The 17,210-nt window shown below is 43.2% G+C and carries 18 protein-coding genes; 8 read left to right on the top strand and 10 right to left on the bottom strand.

Going from position 1 to position 17,210, the window contains the following annotated elements:
* Nucleotides 1–42: 42 nt before the first annotated feature.
* Nucleotides 43–840, top strand: a complete 798-nt coding sequence (locus ABUE36_RS04695; RefSeq protein ID WP_421017244.1) for an alpha/beta hydrolase — start codon at nucleotides 43–45, stop codon at nucleotides 838–840.
* 241 nt (nucleotides 841–1,081) lie between these two features.
* Here the strand turns inward: ABUE36_RS04695 and ABUE36_RS04690 are convergent, their stop codons facing one another.
* Nucleotides 1,082–1,540 carry a MarR family winged helix-turn-helix transcriptional regulator gene (locus tag ABUE36_RS04690; protein WP_161001025.1) on the bottom strand — a complete coding sequence of 153 codons (459 nt, stop codon included), beginning with the start codon at nucleotides 1,538–1,540 and terminating at the stop codon, nucleotides 1,082–1,084.
* A gap of 807 nt (nucleotides 1,541–2,347) precedes the next feature.
* Here ABUE36_RS04690 and ABUE36_RS04685 point away from each other — a divergent pair.
* From ABUE36_RS04685 to ABUE36_RS04660, 6 genes are all read left to right on the top strand, one after another.
* Nucleotides 2,348–2,902 carry a GNAT family protein gene (locus ABUE36_RS04685; RefSeq protein WP_161001024.1) on the top strand — a complete coding sequence of 185 codons (555 nt, stop codon included), beginning with the start codon at nucleotides 2,348–2,350 and terminating at the stop codon, nucleotides 2,900–2,902.
* Between the two features lie 314 nt (nucleotides 2,903–3,216).
* Nucleotides 3,217–4,203, top strand: a complete 987-nt coding sequence (locus ABUE36_RS04680) for an IS30 family transposase (protein ID WP_191982121.1) — start codon at nucleotides 3,217–3,219, stop codon at nucleotides 4,201–4,203.
* A 44-nt stretch (nucleotides 4,204–4,247) separates the two neighbouring features.
* On the top strand, nucleotides 4,248–5,570 hold the full coding sequence (locus tag ABUE36_RS04675) for a C1 family peptidase (RefSeq protein ID WP_421017461.1): 1,323 nt from the start codon (nucleotides 4,248–4,250) through the stop codon (nucleotides 5,568–5,570).
* A 192-nt stretch (nucleotides 5,571–5,762) separates the two neighbouring features.
* Nucleotides 5,763–6,056 carry a hypothetical protein gene (locus tag ABUE36_RS04670; protein WP_161001022.1) on the top strand — a complete coding sequence of 98 codons (294 nt, stop codon included), beginning with the start codon at nucleotides 5,763–5,765 and terminating at the stop codon, nucleotides 6,054–6,056.
* Between the two features lie 80 nt (nucleotides 6,057–6,136).
* Nucleotides 6,137–6,823 carry a response regulator transcription factor gene (locus ABUE36_RS04665; RefSeq protein ID WP_161001021.1) on the top strand — a complete coding sequence of 229 codons (687 nt, stop codon included), beginning with the start codon at nucleotides 6,137–6,139 and terminating at the stop codon, nucleotides 6,821–6,823.
* Nucleotides 6,820–8,175, top strand: a complete 1,356-nt coding sequence (locus ABUE36_RS04660) for a sensor histidine kinase (protein ID WP_421017243.1) — start codon at nucleotides 6,820–6,822, stop codon at nucleotides 8,173–8,175. Before ABUE36_RS04665 ends, ABUE36_RS04660 begins: the two co-directional genes overlap by 4 nt.
* A 58-nt stretch (nucleotides 8,176–8,233) precedes the next feature.
* On the opposite strand, the gene ABUE36_RS04655 is transcribed toward ABUE36_RS04660, so the two are convergent.
* Entirely contained in the window at nucleotides 8,234–8,911 is a 678-nt protein-coding gene (locus ABUE36_RS04655) for a 2,3-bisphosphoglycerate-dependent phosphoglycerate mutase (protein ID WP_421017242.1), read from the bottom strand.
* Nucleotides 8,912–9,059: 148 nt separating this feature from the next.
* Nucleotides 9,060–10,178, bottom strand: a complete 1,119-nt coding sequence (locus ABUE36_RS04650) for a LysM peptidoglycan-binding domain-containing protein (protein WP_421017241.1) — start codon at nucleotides 10,176–10,178, stop codon at nucleotides 9,060–9,062.
* 336 nt (nucleotides 10,179–10,514) lie between these two features.
* Here ABUE36_RS04650 and ABUE36_RS04645 point away from each other — a divergent pair, with 336 nt between their 5' ends.
* Nucleotides 10,515–11,444, top strand: coding sequence for an IS30 family transposase (locus ABUE36_RS04645; protein ID WP_421017240.1), 930 nt, complete (start codon nucleotides 10,515–10,517; stop codon nucleotides 11,442–11,444).
* 15 nt (nucleotides 11,445–11,459) lie between these two features.
* On the opposite strand, the gene ABUE36_RS04640 is transcribed toward ABUE36_RS04645, so the two are convergent.
* The 7 genes from ABUE36_RS04640 to ABUE36_RS04610 form a co-directional block, all read right to left on the bottom strand.
* Nucleotides 11,460–12,407, bottom strand: a complete 948-nt coding sequence (locus ABUE36_RS04640) for an AEC family transporter (RefSeq protein WP_161001017.1) — start codon at nucleotides 12,405–12,407, stop codon at nucleotides 11,460–11,462.
* A 132-nt stretch (nucleotides 12,408–12,539) separates the two neighbouring features.
* Nucleotides 12,540–12,941, bottom strand: coding sequence for a DUF956 family protein (locus tag ABUE36_RS04635; protein ID WP_017262613.1), 402 nt, complete (start codon nucleotides 12,939–12,941; stop codon nucleotides 12,540–12,542).
* A gap of 155 nt (nucleotides 12,942–13,096) precedes the next feature.
* On the bottom strand, nucleotides 13,097–14,032 hold the full coding sequence (locus ABUE36_RS04630; protein ID WP_161001016.1) for a PTS system mannose/fructose/sorbose family transporter subunit IID: 936 nt from the start codon (nucleotides 14,030–14,032) through the stop codon (nucleotides 13,097–13,099).
* Nucleotides 14,033–14,053: 21 nt separating this feature from the next.
* Complete coding sequence (locus tag ABUE36_RS04625; RefSeq protein WP_161001015.1) at nucleotides 14,054–14,863, bottom strand: PTS mannose/fructose/sorbose transporter subunit IIC; 810 nt, start codon at nucleotides 14,861–14,863, stop codon at nucleotides 14,054–14,056.
* Nucleotides 14,864–14,893: 30 nt separating this feature from the next.
* Nucleotides 14,894–15,886, bottom strand: coding sequence for a PTS sugar transporter subunit IIB (locus ABUE36_RS04620; RefSeq protein WP_161001014.1), 993 nt, complete (start codon nucleotides 15,884–15,886; stop codon nucleotides 14,894–14,896).
* Nucleotides 15,887–15,970: 84 nt separating this feature from the next.
* Nucleotides 15,971–16,465, bottom strand: coding sequence for a PTS system mannose/fructose/N-acetylgalactosamine-transporter subunit IIB (locus tag ABUE36_RS04615; protein ID WP_161001013.1), 495 nt, complete (start codon nucleotides 16,463–16,465; stop codon nucleotides 15,971–15,973).
* Entirely contained in the window at nucleotides 16,465–16,878 is a 414-nt protein-coding gene (locus ABUE36_RS04610; RefSeq protein WP_161001012.1) for a PTS sugar transporter subunit IIA, read from the bottom strand. Before ABUE36_RS04610 ends, ABUE36_RS04615 begins: the two co-directional genes overlap by 1 nt.
* Between the last annotated feature and the right edge of the window lie 332 nt (nucleotides 16,879–17,210).

The raw sequence follows: 17,210 nt of genomic DNA, 5'->3' as shown, positions 1-17,210 counted from the left end.
TCCGTCACCATTGGGCTCTATCATGAACACGAGGTGAATGTCATGCAAATTGTCAAAAAAATGTTAAACCAACACAGCTATTATAAAGGTTTTATGCAAGATCGACCCGGTCAACAAGGTCAAACCACTTTTCCAACTATCGTAATTGTTCCTGGTGGTTCATATACCCATATTCCTGAAGCACAAGCTGAAAGTGTCGCTTTAACCTTCTTTGCCAAGGGTTTCAATGCCGTCTACTTGCGGTACTCCTTCGTCGGCGAAGTCACTCCCCTACTGCCAGCGCCGATAGTTGAACTCGGTCAAACGATTAGTCAACTCAAGCAAAATCCTGATTGGCCAGTCGATGCCAACGCTGTCATTCCATTTGGAATGTCAGTTGGTGGTCACATTGTGGCACTCTACAATGATTACTGGTCCTCATCATGGTTAAGCGAGGCCACTGGTGCCACTGCCAGCGTGTTGGAACCAGCCGGCGCCATCCTTGGTTATCCCGTCATCAGCCCATTATTAGGTTTCCCCAAAGATGAAAAAACCATTGCACAATGGACTGATGATCCAACTAAATATGCAGCTGAACAACACGTCACCGTGAAAAATAAGCCAGTTTTCGCTTGGGTTACTAATGAAGATCAAGCGGTTCCTGTAACAAACACATTATCGTACGTTCAGGAAAGTTATAATCACAACTTACCACTTGAACTCCATGTTTTTAACCACGGACCACACGGCTTGGCGCTTGCCAACAATGTTACGGCCTGGAAACCAGGGACAGATTTGCCACACGTAGCCCACTGGTTAACTTTGGCCATCGAATGGATAAACGATTTACTCGACAAATAAGTTGTCTTCACGTTAAGTTAATAGGTTATTTTTGACAAGTCATTTACAAGTGCAAATAAACAGTAAAACGGACATTCAGGGGAAAAACTGGATGTCCGTTTTACTGTTTGAAGGTGATTTTGCCTAAAGTTAAGTCAGTGAATCAATAAATAAGTACTATTTGTATCCCATTAATAACGATGACATGACACAACACGAAATGATTAACTGATCTGAAATCGTGATCGATCACGCAATATTTTTAGTCCTCTATGCTTTGATCTAACACAGCCACAAAGTGTTCAAAGTATTCACTCAACTGCGTGATTTCTGTGAGACTCATTTCTTCAAGGATTGACGCGACTGTTTTCTTTTCGTGAACATCTAATTCTTTGATCACTTGTTTTCCCTTGAGTGTAAGGTGAATAAAATGCTGACGTCGATCATCCGGACTAACCTCAACTTCAATTAGACCAAATTGCAACAACGTCTTTATTTGTGTAGAAATAGCACCCTTGGTAATATGATTTTGTTTTGCCAACACATCTAAAGTAATTCGATCATTTTTTGCAATCTGATTAAGCAAGGATAGTCCACGCCATCCAACACCAAGATTTTTTCCAATGCATTTTAAATGTTGCTCAACTTTGAGAAAATCACGTAGATAACTTTCATCCATCATTTCAATTACAATTTGTGTCGCGGTCTGCTGTTTTGCCATATTTAAACTTCCTAATAATGTGTCCAGAGTGGTTTGCGTCCGTAAGTTAGTGCTTTAAAAGCCAAACGATTCAAGCAACACTTCAACTCATTATTTTCGTCCAATTTGCTCAACCCTAAATGAATGTCATCAGTCGGCATAAACTTCTTTCTTCAAGAAACGATGCTGAAGAGTTACGCAATATAGATCCGTGCGCCACAGTAACCAGCGACAAACATGTATGAGGCAAGCATTTACGATGTATTAAACAATAATGAGTTATTGTACTGTTTGTTTCAGTACCTAAAATATTACTTCCCGTGCGTGGCATTTCTTATCAAATATTTCAAGCTCAACAAGATTGTTGACAAAGTCGTAACGGATTAGGCTTTTTTTCAGTTTCATCTTTCGACTAGCAACTTTGTTTTCAGACATTGCAGTAGCGTCTGATTAGAGTTCTCTGTGCACCGTTGTGAAAGTTTCACATGGCTTGATTTAGCAAGCCTTTGGAGTCCTTTTTATAATTGAAATTATGAGTTAAAAATTAATGTTCAAAACACTAGCCTTTTGTAAGTAAACCGTGTAAAATGCTTTTTCGTGGTCGACAAAATGACCTTTTCATCAGGCAGTGACCAGCCAATGAAAAGTGTAACTGATGAGGAGTTACCCACCCATAATATGGTCACTGTCATGATTCCTCGTGAATCAACCTGGCTGCTATTAGCAGCACATTGCACGTGTCATAACACCGACAAGCCATTGAACGTAAATTCGATATCGTTTAATGAACGGTTCTCGTTATGTCACCAATAAAAAGGAGCGAGTCTCATGACAACATCAACGCTTAACGTAACTCTACACTTCGCAGAAATGAACGACCTACCAGCAATTAAGGACATCATTGCTGATGCCCGTGACTTCTTGGCAGAACAAGGAATCAACCAATGGCAAGATGGTTATCCAGAAGACAGCGTCATCGCTGGCGATATTGATCGCGGCGAAACCGTTGCTTTAAAAGACGACGAAGGCACAATTTTAGCGATTGCTTCTCTCGTGAAAGGTATCGATCACCCGTATGAAGGAATCACGGATGGCACATGGCGTGTAACTGGCACAGAAACAAATTACGTGTCTATTCACCGTGTGGCCATGGCTAAAGCATCTCGTGGTCATCACCTCACACATGATTTCTTTGATCTCATGTTGGAACAGATCCGTCTCGACCCAGAAGTTGAGAGCGTGCGGATTGACACTCATCCGCAAAACTTTGGCATGCAACATGTAATCGAAACGAATGGTTTTTCATACATCGGTTTGGTGCCCGTCACGGGCGGCCAACCAGACGAACGAAATGTCGCTTATGACATGGTCTTGGACCGTTAATTGATTATGCACGAAAAAAGACAATCAGCGATTTTGCTGATTGTCTTTTTTCGTAACTACCTATGTTATCTGTTATCCGGCACTAGCGTTAGCAACGAAAAACTTCATGAACCAGCTCTCGTTTAACAACTTCACTCATTGTGGAAGCACAAATCTAGTTTGCGTCCACTCACCTCTTTTTAATGTTCTTCTAATGCAGTATACTGTTTGCATGCGGCGAATTTACAATTGAAATGCAACACAAAGTAAAAAAATAAACCCATACCGGGTAGAATATGTTTAACGACCAAATCAAACAATTCGAGGTATCCGGTATGAGCTATAAACATCTTACTATAAAAGAACGTGAAATACTTATGTTTTTACGAGCTAAGGGGTTATCTATCCGGGCTGTTGCGTTACGGCTGGGGCGAAATCCAAGCACTATTTCACGGGAGTTAAAACGTTGTGCAGGTAATTATTCCCCAAGCAAAGCAGATAATGACTATCATCAAAAGCGGCAGAATTGTCACAAGAAGCGGCTATTAGACAGCCATCCACAATTACGCCGTCAAATTGTTCATTACATCTTAGATCTGCACTGGTCACCAGAGCAGATTACCGCTCGCTTTAATAAGGAACATCAATGGTGTGTTAGCTACAACACAATTTACCGTCATATCTATCAACACAATTTAGGTGAGAAGTACTCCTCACGTGGTGATACCGGTATTCAGCGCCATCTCAGACATAAACATCGGACTCGGCATTCAAAGAATACTAGACGACATCGAGAAGTACAGACCGACTATATCTCGATCCATGAGCGCCCTGGTTTTATCAACCAGCGTCAACGTATAGGTGACTGGGAAATTGATACTGTGATTGGTCGAACGGGTCACTCCATCCTTTTAACGATTGTCGATCGGCTTAGTCGGCTTACGCTTATCAAAAAGGTTGTGCAAAAGGACTCGCAGGAGATAAATAAAGGCTTAGTTGAACTGTTAGGGGCCATTCCTAAAGAATTTGTTCATTCTATTACACCAGATCATGGGACCGAATTTCTTCATCTTGATGAAATCAGCGAAAGGTTAGGTGTTACTGTCTATTGGCCCGATCCATATTCGCCTGAACAGCGTGGAACAAATGAGAATACAAATGGATTAATCCGGGAATATTTTCCCAAGCGAACAGATATTGATAATTATACAGAACAGGACGTTGAACACTGCCAAAAGCAGTTAAATCAACGTCCTCGCAAAGTGTTAAACTATGAAACCCCATATGAAGTATTTTTTGACAAACCGTTGCACTTAGTTTGACAATTCGCCGCATATAAAAAGGAGTGAGCCATTTGAGTACTGAAATTACACCTGATCAGATTCGCCGTTACGAAAGCGAATTGTCAGACCGCAAGGACGCCTCTGTTTTGGAACGTGCCGTTAAGAAAAACGGTATCTTAGCAACTGCCCAAGATGACATTGCAAATGTCAACATGACACCAATCTTCTCCATTGATTTGGACACTGGTCATGTCGCTAACCAGAAACAAAGTGGGCGTTGCTGGATGTTTGCCGCATTGAACACCATGCGCCACGCTATGAAGGACACCTTTAACCTGCCTGGTGACTTTGAATTATCCCAAAACTATACGTACTTCTGGGACAAGTTCGAAAAAGCTAACTACTTTTACGAAAACGTCATCAACACGGCCGACAAGCCATTAGATGACCGTAAAGTTGCTTTCTTGATGGAAACGCCTCAACAAGACGGTGGTCAATGGGACATGATTTGCGCCATCATTGAAAAATATGGGGTGGTTCCACAATCTGCAATGCCAGAAACCTTTAACTCATCTGCTTCTGGTCAGATCAACAGTTTGTTAAACCTGAAGTTACGTAAGGATGCCGTTGAATTCCGTGAACTGGTCGCTAACAAGGCTAGCCGCGCAGAAATTGACGAAATGAAAGATCGTAAATTACAAGAAGTTTATCGCATCTTATCTTACAGCTTCGGTGAACCTGTCACTAAGTTTGATTTCGAATACCGTGACAGTAACAAGGAATACCATATTGATCGCGATTTAACGCCTAAAACATTCTACGACAAGTATGTTAAGTGGGATCTGTCTCAATATGTTTCTATCATCAATGCTCCAACTGATGACAAGGAATATAACAAGACCTACACCGTTGAAATGTTAGGTAACGTGGTCGGTGGCCGTGAAGTTAAACATTTGAACGTCTCAATGGAAGACTTCAAGCAAATGGCCATTGCACAATTGCAGGCCGGTCAAAGCGTTTGGTTCGGTTGTGATGTTGGTCAAAGTTCTGACCGTAAGAACGGCATCATGGATACTAAAGTTTACGCTAAGGATGAATTATTCGACGTTGACTTCTCCATGAGCAAGGCAGAACGCCTGGACTACGGCGAAAGTCTGATGACTCACGCCATGGTATTGACTGGTGTTGATCTTGTCGATGGCAAGCCAACTAAGTGGAAGGTTGAAAATTCATGGGGCGATAAAGTTGGTGACAAAGGTTACTTTGTCATGAGCGATGCTTGGATGGACGAATATTGTTACCAAGTTGTTGTTAACAAGAACTTTATGCCTGAAAACCTGCAAAAGGCTCAGGAACAAGAACCAAAAATGTTACAGCCTTGGGATCCAATGGGTGCCTTAGCTTAATAAGTGTACATTTAGTGAATGATAAAAGCTGTGAGTTTAGCGCTCACAGCTTTTTGTTTGCCATTTTCCACGGCCCTTTACTTTTTCTTTTCTAGCTTTTAAGCTCTCTTTATGTTGCGTTCAATATGATTAATCATGTTCCAAAGCAATCGGAACGAACTAAACATCTTGTGTTCGAATGGAGTGATCGATATGTTAAAGGATTCTCGTGATTTAATTTCAGCAAAAGTTATTGTGGCACAATGCCCCACCCTTGTGGCCGAAACAGAAACCGGTCAAAAGTTTGAAGTGAACGTCACACGCCAACAAAAACGTGATCCATTATTTTGGGCCACTATCGCTGACATTTTACGTGAAGGAATCTGGGTGCCAGTTACCAAAACTTATCACCAGCTCTGTGACAATGGTTGGCTAGTTAATCCATCCAGTTGTTTGGTTCCAGCAGTCGCATCGGAGGGCATTTTCGACTACAATAATCAAAAGTAATCCAATACCCAAATAAATTTACGTTTGATAAAACAAGTTTAACAACTAGAGAATTCTTATCTTCGAGGGGGAGACAAATTATGCAACAACTTGCGCGAGGCTTAATTGTTGAAGATGACCACACCGTGTCAGACAGCATCAAGGAATTGCTCACCGACGTGATTACCTGCGACCAGGCGTTTGATGGGGAAGATGGTGAATTCATGGCCACTCAAGGAATCTACGATCTCATCATTCTCGATTGGATGCTGCCACTGGAAAGTGGTCTGGATGTTCTCAAGGCCATTCGGGAACAACACTTAGACGTCCCTGTCCTATTTTTAACCGCCAAGGACGGCCTGGATGACAAAATCCGTGGCTTTAATCTAGGCGCAGATGACTACCTCACCAAGCCTTTTCATCGCGAAGAACTTTTATTAAGGGTGCGAGCACTACTAAAACGTAGCGGTAGCTTTCTAAACGAAAACATTCTGACTATGGGCAGCATCAGTATTAATTTACAAAACCATGCTGTTACTGTTAATGACAAGCCTGTGCAATTGAACGGCAAAGAATTCGACTTGCTGGTGTACTTTATTCAGAATCAAGGAACGATTGTGACCAAGGATCAAATCTTTGATCGCCTCTGGGGATTTGATTCTGAAACATCCATTACAGTAGTCGAAGTTTACGTTTCAAACCTCAGAAAGAAACTCAAGCCAACCGGTGCGGACGCATACATCAAAACATTGCGTAACGCTGGTTACCTTGTGGGAGCAGAACAGTGAAAACGAAACAAGCACAACACGCCTTCGGCAAACAACAATGGTGGCTATTTGTCAGCGAACTCATCAGTTTCGCCGTCATCTTTCTTACATTGGGCACTATCTTATGGCAGGTTTTTCAACCCTCCATTTATCAAAGTGTCACGCGCGGAATCAAGGTGCAACGTCAAATATTACTTGGGCAACGTGTAACTGGTGGTCCGGCTAGCCAGGACGCATACCGGGCCATCGCCTTCCGAACATCTCTGCTGGTGTTTGACTCAGACGGTACACTCATCAATGGCAATCCGATGGCCGGCACGCCAAACGCAAATAACTCAGCTAACCAGCCAAAAAAGAAGAAAAAAAATGGTTCCCAAAACGATTATGTTAATGTGCTTCAACAAATCAAACTCAATCCACATCATTTGAATGAACTGCGCGACATTCGTGTGAACGGCCAAAACAACTTTCGCACGATGACAATTAAAGTTCCGGCTACCAACAATGCGTTGGGTTATGGCGGCTACTACGTGATGATTGTGACTAACACCGATTCCGAACACGTTTCTGTTGATGTATTCAAACGCACACTATTGTGGACGATGGTGACCTTCTGGTTAATTTCAATCTTGCTGAGTTATGTGCTGGCGCGTCTCAATATGCGGCCAATTCTCCGATCTTGGCAACGACAGCGCGAATTCGTAGCCAATGCTGCCCATGAATTATGGACACCACTGACTGTCATCCAAAATAAACTCGAAATGATGTTAACTCGCCCAAATGATAAGGTCATGGATCAAACCGAACAAATCACCATGTCCCTTTCTGAAGTAAGACGTTTGAATTCGCTAACCAGTGACTTACTGTTACTAGCGCGTTCGGATTCGGATATGACACAGATTCGAACCGAGTCTGTCGCGATGGCACCATTTTTGGAAACAGTCATTCAACCGTACTCAGAAATTGCAGACAGCCAGGATAAACACTTTGAGGAGAATATTCAGCTTGACCGCGATTTAGTGATTGACAAGCAACGAATCCACCAATTGATTGTCATTTTCTTGGATAATGCGCTGAAATACACCGAGGCAGGTGCAACTATCAGCTTCTCAGCTCAACTCGTTAACAATCGTTGGGAACTTCAAGTAAAGGACACGGGTATGGGCATCAAAGACCAAGATAAAGCGCACGTTTTTGACCGCTTCTATCGTGTTGATAAATCAAGAAGTCGCGCCACCGGTGGCAACGGTCTTGGTCTCTCTATTGCTAAGTGGATCATTGACAGTCACCGTGGTAAAGTCACTGTCAATGATAATCATCCACAAGGAACCATTTTTACCATTAGCTTCCCACTAACAAAGCCAAAAAAATAAGGGGTTTCCGACATGTGCTCACGCAAATGTTGGCAATCCCTTTTGTTATAGTTAAAAATCACAAAATCTGTTTATTAATTACATTTAAATGTTCATCAAACGTGTAGTGAATTGGCTCTGCATTGGGTACCTCGACCTTACTAATGTCTGCGTCGCTAACATGGTCCAAATACTTGATTAGCGCTCTCAGGGTGCTGCCATGGGCCACAACCAGTTGATTGTGACCATCAAGGAGACGTGGTGCGATTTCGTCCACCCAGTATGGTATCAAACGGTCATAGGCCATGGCTAAGCTTTCACCACGCGTCAAAATCGTCTTTGGAAAACTAGCGTATCGCCTGTCGTCCAAATGATCTGGCTGGTCCAAAAGTGGCGGCACAACATTAAAACTTCTGCGCCACTTGGCCACCTGGTCTGCACCGAACTGAATTCGTGTTTGATCTTTATTAAGTCCACGTAAGGCGCCATAGTGACGCTCATTTAACCGCCAACTTTTGTGTTCAGGAATCCAAAGTTGATGAATCTCGTCCAGGACTAGGTGAGTTGTCTGTATCGCACGTTGTAGCAAAGAAGTGTGCACATCTGTAAATTGTAACCCAGTCGCTGCCAGAATTTCGCCAGCCTGCTCTGCCTGCTCGATTCCCTTAGGTGTCAACGGAACGTCGGTCCACCCTGTATAAGTATTGTCACGATTTGCCGTGCTCTCACCATGACGAATAATAACCAACTCTACCATTTCTCTCATCCCAACTCGTCTTAATTCTTCTACTTAGCCTGACGTTATTAGTTCACATCAATTATCGTACCATGCCAGTAAGGTGAAGTGAAACTAGTTCAAAGAAAAAAGAACCGTCACAAGGACGATTCTTTTAATTAAATTCAATTTAGAAGTGGATGTATCCAGCAGCTTCGCTAGCAGAGATAGTCCGTGCGTTGTAGGCTTGACCATTGAAGTTACCTTCGATGATGTTAACCGTACCGTTACCGTTAACACCAGTAACATAAGCAACGTGCATGTAGCCAAAGAATGCAACTGAACCGGCAGTTGGTGTTTGGTTGACTGCAACGCCACGAGCAGCAGCGTTAGCACCCCAGGCATTACCATTACCAAGGTAAGCCCACTTAGAACTAGAAATACCTTCAGCTTGTAAGATACCAGCTACAAAGGCAGTACATTGGCCAGCTGGGTAACCTTGAACACCGCTGTAGAATCCGGCAGTACCGGCAGCCTGAGCACCACCAAAGGCAGTTGAGGCTGCAGCAGGTGCTGGCGTGTTGACATTAGTCGCTGTAGTGTCATTGTTTGTAGCAGGTGCGGCTTGTGAAGTCTGAGCCTGTGAGGCTTGTGAAGCTGGTGCTTGTGAAGCAGCCTGACTCGCAACACTAGTTGCCTGTGAGGCCTGAGATGCAGGTGCTTGGCTAGCTTGTGAGGCTTGGCTTGCCTGTGAAGCAGGAGCTTGGCTAGCTTGTGATGCTTGACTAGCTTGGGAAGCTGGTGCTTGACTAGCAGCTTGGGAAGCAGTACCAGTTGTGTGCAATACTTGACCAACCATCAAAACGTTAACGTTTGAGATACCGTTCAAAGAAGCCAAGTCAGAAACTGACTTACCTGTTTTAGAAGCGATGGCGTTTAACGTGTCACCAGCAACAACTGTGTAGTCACCGTTAGCATCAGCACTGGTAGCTGATGTTGCAGCTTGACTTGTAGCCTGACTAGCAGTTGGCGCAGCTTGACTAGCCTGTGATGATGACGTCTTGTTGTCATTGTCATCAGGAATAATCAAGTTCTGGTCAACATAGATTAAGTTGGCATCAGTCAAATGGTTCGCCTGTACAATGGCATCAACAGTGGTGTGGTTTTTTTGTGCGAAAGCCCACACAGTGTCACCTTTAATTGATTTTACAGTTGAAGCATTAGCTGATAATTGAACACCAGCTAAAACGCTGGCGGCACCAGCAGTTGTTAATAATACGTTTTTAATAGACTTTTTCACGTTATTCACTCCTAAACAATTCATCCCGTTTGAACGACTCTATGTAGCAATTACTGTGATTAATACTAGTCTTCGCGTGTAACAGGTCCATACCAGCCATATAACATTTTGTTACGAATGTTACAGAAAGGTTACATCATGCCATAAAAAGTTCTTGAAAACGCGGTTTAACGCAACTTGTTGTCAAACATGCGGGCACAAAAAAATTAAGAAAAAGTGAAGTTGTTACGAATTTCCTAAGGATCAAGTAGATTGTAAAATTAATCCGAACGCTGTTCGGACAAAAAAGATCAGCTTCCTTTAAAATGGTGTTTACAACAAACCCATCTTTTAGGAGCTGATCTTTTGTTTAGTATAACCTATTCCGAACGAATTAAAATCGAAACCTTTTGTGAACTAGGGCTGTCCAATATCCAAATGGGCGTTCGGCTGAACCGATCACCGTCAACAATTTCTTATGAATTATCTCGATGTCAACCTTATCAGGCTGAATTAGCACAAACAGATGCCGAATACAAGCGATCACGATGTGGTCGGAAAACTAAGCTGAGCGATGAGTTAAAGCAAACAATTCTCAACCATTTACATCTAAGCTGGTCACCAGGAATGATTGCTCACGAATTTAAACTAGCGACTAAATCTATTTATAATTGGCTAAATCAGGGGAGAATTGGTTTCTCCTTGAATGATCTACCTGAACATGGCGTACGCCAACGGCGTAACGTTGACCAACGATCCAAATATAATCAATCTTTGGGGCGATCGATTGAACAGCGTCCCATGATGATTAATCAACGTAATCGCATCGGTGATTTTGAACTAGATACCGTCGTTGGCCCTCGTGGGCATAGTAAGGCAGTTTTATTAACTTTAATCGATCGCAAATCACGGTTCCTTTGGGCATATCGGTTAAAGGACCGAACGACAGCGAGTGTTAATGAAGCACTGACTAAGTTCCTAACAACTTTTAATGGACCGGTGCACAGTTTTACTGTGGACCGTGGTACTGAGTTTAGTGGGCTAGTATCATTTGAATCACAATATGGTATTAAGACCTATTACTGTCATGCTTATACGCCAGCTGAACGTGGTAGTAATGAACGCTTTAATCGGAATTTACGTTATTTTTATCCTAAGGGGACTCGTTTTAAGCACATTAGTGCTCAAGATTTAACGACGACGTTACTCCAAATTAACCAGAGACCGCTTAAAATACTTGACTGGAAAACACCGTATCAGGTTATGCTGACCAATTTGTCCAAAAATTCGGATTAAATTTGCAATCTACCATCAAACCACTTTTTGAATCAAAACCATCATGATTGGAACCACGATAAGTGACATTAGTGTCGTTTCTGTAACCATAATTGACGCAAAATCAGCGTCTGCATGATACAACTTAGCAACCACAGGTGCGTTTGTCATTACCGGCATACAAGACTGCAGAACGAAAACTTGCTTCATCAGTGTCGGCATATCCGCATGCATAACAAGCAATATCATCAAAACCGGCGCAAAGATGAACCGCCCAGACAAGACACCCAAGCTGCTTCGATTCAGCCGCATATTCTTAAGGCCTGCATTGTACACGGAAACACCGATGAAGAGCATGGATAACGGTATCGTCAAACCGCCCAGATACGCGAACGTTTGGTTCAAAAACTTTGGCAAATGTACATTGATCAAGACCAGCACAACCCCAATCATGAATCCGATCAGTGGCGCAGAGAAAATTTTACGCAAAATCATGCCAAACGTGAGATGCTCTCCGACTGACCCATCACGTTGAATAAAGTAGACGCCGATCGTCCAAAAGATCGTCGTATTGGCCATGTAGTACACCAACACATACGGTAAGCTCTTACTACCAAAGATGGCCATGTTAATTGGCAGCCCGACGAACACTGTGTTTGAGTTAAAGAACATGGATGTAAACAGGCCCCTGCGGCTGGGATCGATTCGCAAAACGTACACCAGTCCCCATGCAAGAATCATCAGCAGCATCATTGAAATGACAGGGAAACGTAAATCAGGCAATAAGGCATACAATTCACGTTTGGAAAAATCCCGTGTAATAGAAATAATCATGTATGGGGGCAAAGCTATCTGGGTGACCAGCTTAGCCAACAATCGGGTTGAGTTCTCATTAAACCACCCTTTGCCTGCGAGGACATATCCCACAGCCACCATCAGAATAATAATTAAAACACCCTGCGCACTTTCAAAAAAGATTCCCATGAATTTACAGTCATTCTTTCTATTAGTTAATGATTTCTAGTATAGCACTCCCTTTTAACGCGATTAAAAAGCAAAAACACCACGTACTGCCAGCAAGTGACAGTACGTGGCGTTTACAAGTTTGACAGTTAATTACTGTTGCTTTTGTTTTCTTGATCGTGGTCGCCGGGTAAATAACGCCTTTAAATTGCGGCGCATAACCTGAAAGAACGTCAACGAGCGAACAATATGATCCGCATCAACATGATTACGAATGGCACGAAGCACAGCTTTAGGATGCCGTGAAGAAAACTTGTAAGTTCCGTTCCGCGTTGTTTGAAGCGCATAACGAGGAATCACTTTACCCTTGAACATTACTGAGGCAATCACTAAATCGACATCCTCCCATGGAATCTGGATAAACTTATTGCTGTCACGATCGTTGTAAAACTCAAAGGCCTTATCACCGACCATAATCTTGCCGTAGTCGCCCAGCCCCATATAGGAAGTACCATCGATAACCATTTCAACCTTTGTATTCAGTGATTCAACCATGTTCTTCTCTCCTAACCTGTATTCAAACGCCTATTCGCATCATACTACGTTAATCACGATTTTCAAACGCAGCAACGATAACCTGTTCATAATGCCAAGGGCACTTACTTCCGGTTGCCCGAAAATGAGTGCCCCTAACAAACCGTAACTTTTGATTAAAGCCAACCAACCACGTGAAGTAAAATACCAACGATGAAAATACCAAGAATGATGATGATTGGTGAAACTTTCTTCTTTAATAACCACATACATAAGAAGGTCAGTAACAGAGCAGCTAAACCGGGAATCAATTGATCCAAGTTATCTTGCAATGTCGTTACTTTAACTTTGTCTAATGACAAACCTTTACCCAAGTTGTATTGAGTTAAGGCTTCTTTGATTCCATTGGCGCCCTTTGGCAATTTATTCCAGTCGATAAAGGCACCTTTTTGTTGGGTAATCCGTGAAACAACAGGCTTAAAGTCGATCTTAACCCAACGTTGAATCAGGGCCCCAATAACAAACATCCCCATCATGGAAGCACCACGAGTAACTTTTTGTAGTAAACCACCAGATAAGTCATCAGTGATTCGTGAACCGGCACGGTAACCAAATTCCTGGGTGTACCACATAAATCCCCAACGGATTAAGTTCCAAAGAACGAAGAACAGAATTGGTCCGACAATGTTACCAGCAATCGCCAATGATGCACCTAAGGCACCAACAATAGGACGAACGGTGTACCAGAAGACTGGGTCACCAACACCGGCTAACGGACCCATCATCCCAACTTTAACCCCTTGAATGGCAACGTCGTCAACCGGCGCACCATTGGCACGATCTTCTTCTAGGGCTAGCGTAACACCAATAATTGGTGAAGCTAAGTATGGGTGAGTATTGAAGAATTCCAAGTGCCGTTTGTAAGCGGCAATTCGGTCTTCTTTTTTTGTATATAACTTGTTCAGGGCAGGCATGAGTGAATATAGCCAACCACCGTTTTGCATACGTTCATAGTTCCAAGAACCTTGAATGAACGTTGACCGCCAAGCAACCTTTAAACGGTCGTTTCTTGTTAAACTAATCTTTTTAGTATCAGTTTTATTATCAGCCATTTTCGTTTCCCTCCCCTAATTTTAATAGTCGTCCAATATGTCGCCTAACGGATCACCGGTGTTATTGTTGCCACCGCCTCCATTACCGCCATTTGAACCATGTTCATCGAGCTTCAAGTACATCAGAGCCATGGAAAGGCCGATAGTACCAATAGCAATTAGAGTCAGGTCAGTCAATGCAGCAAGTGCAAAACCAATTGCGAAGAAAGGCCAAACTTCGGAAGAAGCCATCATGTTGATAACCATGGCGTACCCAACGGCAACAACCATGCCACCACCAATGGCCATCCCATCTGATAACCACTTAGGCATTGCTTCAAGCAATGCACGCACTTGCGAGGCCGGGATAATCAGCAGTAATGCTGCTGGAATCGCAATTCGCAAACCTTGTAAACAGATACAGATTACTTGCCACATATCAATCGTGCGGTAGTTACCCTTTTCAGCTGCAGCATCCATGATGTGAATGATGGCAACCGTGATGGTACGAACAATCATGGTTAAGAACAAACCAGCAACGGCCAGTGGAATCGCAATCGCGATAGCCGAACTGACACCTGCACGTCCTTGACCACCTTGAACCAAAATAATAGCAGATGCGACTGATGCCAATGCGGCATCGGGTGCAACAGCGGCACCAATGTTCGCCCAACCTAAGGCAATCATTTGAAGGGAACCACCCAAAATAAGTCCGGCTGTCAATTGACCTGTAACCAAACCAATTAACGTACAAGCAATTAAGGGTTGATGAAATTCGAATTCATCCAAGATTCCTTCCATGCCGGCAAAGAATGCAACGATTACAATAAGAATCATTGATATAGCAGACATTTGAAAATCCTCCTATCTATGTGATAAAAATTATGAATTTTGTAGTTCTTTACGAGCCTTTTCGACGATAGCGTCCATGTTGGCTGATGAATCATCCGGCACTTTCCGAACATCGAACTTAATGCCCGCTTGTTTAAGTTTATCGAAGGTCTCAACGTCTTCTTTACCAAGTGACAGAACCTTGCTGACAGCAACTTTGCCAGCTGAGTGAGCCATTGAACCGATATTCAACGTCTTGATATCAACACCACCCTGAATGGCACGTAATGCATCTTCTGGCGTTTCAAACAAAATCAACGCCTTTGTGGCACCAAAACGAGGATCCTTGGCAACCTCAATCATCTTGTCGACTGGGATAACGTTGGCTTTAACACCCGGTGGTGTTGCCTCAACGATCATGTTCTTTCGTAACTTATCCTTGGCAACATTATCTGAAACAACGATAATGCGGTCTGGATTAACAGAACGGGTCCATGCAGTGGCAACTTGCCCGTGAAGCAGACGTGAGTCGACACGTACCAATCCAAACTTAATGTGCCCATCGCCTAAGACTGTTCCTGGCGCAATTGCGGCTTTTGGTTGGTTACTGCCGGCATCAGCCTTGGATGCTTCTTCCTTTGGCTGTAACGACTCTGGCTTGATGCGTACACCATCTTTTGCCGTTTGTAGGATGTGCGCAGCAATTTCATGTGCGTTATCCATTGTCATCCGGGAACCGTAAGCTTCAATGACCATTGGCAAGTTCATGCCGGTCACAATAGCCCACTTATCCTTGTGTTCTTCAAACAGGCTGTTTGCCTGATTAAATGGTGTTCCACCCCAAAGGTCGATCAGAATCAACACTTGATCTTGATCATCAAACGTTGATACTGCTTTTTCGAACTTGGCGTGGACATCATCTGGGCCTTCACTTGGCAGCAAGGTGACCGTTTGCACGTTCTCCTGTTTGCCGAAGATCATTTCACCTGATTGGTAAATACCTTCAGCAAAGCCGCCATGACTGGCTAAGATAATCCCTACCATGTGTGTCCCTCCTAAATTAATAAAATGTGAAGCCATTAATTATTCGCAACATTTAGTTTTAACTAAACGCTACTGGAAATCAAATCAGATGCCTTCCTGCGCCAACAACGCCATTAAATCGCGTTTTTTATCCGTTGGCACCTTTCGTACTTCCAATTCGACGCCCGTATTATGCAATTCGCGGAAAGTTTGTGCATCATCTCCACCAATTGCAACGGCATCCGTCACCATCTTTTTGCCATCCGTAAAGCTCAGGCTACCGATGTTAACGGATTTAATCTCAACGCCGCTTTTAACAACGCGTAGCACATCGCGCGGAGTTTCGAACAACAAGAACGCCTTGACTTGGTCAAACCGTGGGTCCTGATAAACTGAAATCAATTTATCAACCGGAATCACATTAACCTCTACACCAGCTGGTGCAGCTTGCGTGATTAACGTCTTCCTCAAGTTGTCCTTAGCAACGCCGTCTGACACGACCAGGATCCGATCCGGAGAAATTACCTTCGTCCAAACCGTTGCCACCTGACCATGCAATAATCGTGAATCAATTCTTACCAACCGAATGTCCATGCTCATTAGTTGACCTCCTCGTCAGGTGTCGTTAAATCCAAATGTTTAACGCCCGCCTTAGCGATTTCTTCTAAGTGCGGGACCACCTGATCCAATGTTTGGTTGCGAACGGTATACGCCTCAATCAACATTGCCAGATTTAAACCAGTGATTAGACCCATCCGGTCCGTGTGCTCGGCAACGATCCGACTAGCAACATTGAACGGTGATCCACCCCATAAATCTACGAGGAATAACACCTGATCATCATCGTCAAAACTTGTCAGCGTCTGGTCAAACTTCTTTTTCAAGTCATCTGGACCTTCATCTGGCATGAATGTCACGGTAGCCACTTTTTGCTGGTCGCCGAAGATCATCGTGGCCGACTGCTTAATGCCGTCCGCAAAGCTACCATGACTGGCTAAAACAATTGCTAGCATTTCGCGTGCACCTCCCTTCACGACTTAATTAGGAACAACGTCAATTATATGGCACAAGATTGACTTTTTCACTACATACGTATTATAGCTGTTAATTGATTGTCAGTAAAGCGTTTACAATCTTGTTTACAAAAATCCGCTAAAATCATCTTGATATGTACGTGAAAGCTTGTCCCTAATATCTTAAGCACGTGACTAGCATACCGTAGTGAAGCGCTTACATCAAGTACAAATCACCCCCTAAGTGTCCGAAAAGTTTCAAAATGGACTAGACAGGTTGATAGACGGGCATTTTCTGTTTTTAAAAAAATTTTGATTTTTTTGATAAGTTG

Source organism: Furfurilactobacillus cerevisiae (genome assembly GCF_048961765.1).
Classification (GTDB): Bacteria; Bacillota; Bacilli; order Lactobacillales; family Lactobacillaceae; genus Furfurilactobacillus; species Furfurilactobacillus milii_A.
This window is presented reverse-complemented; position numbering and strand designations above follow the sequence as displayed.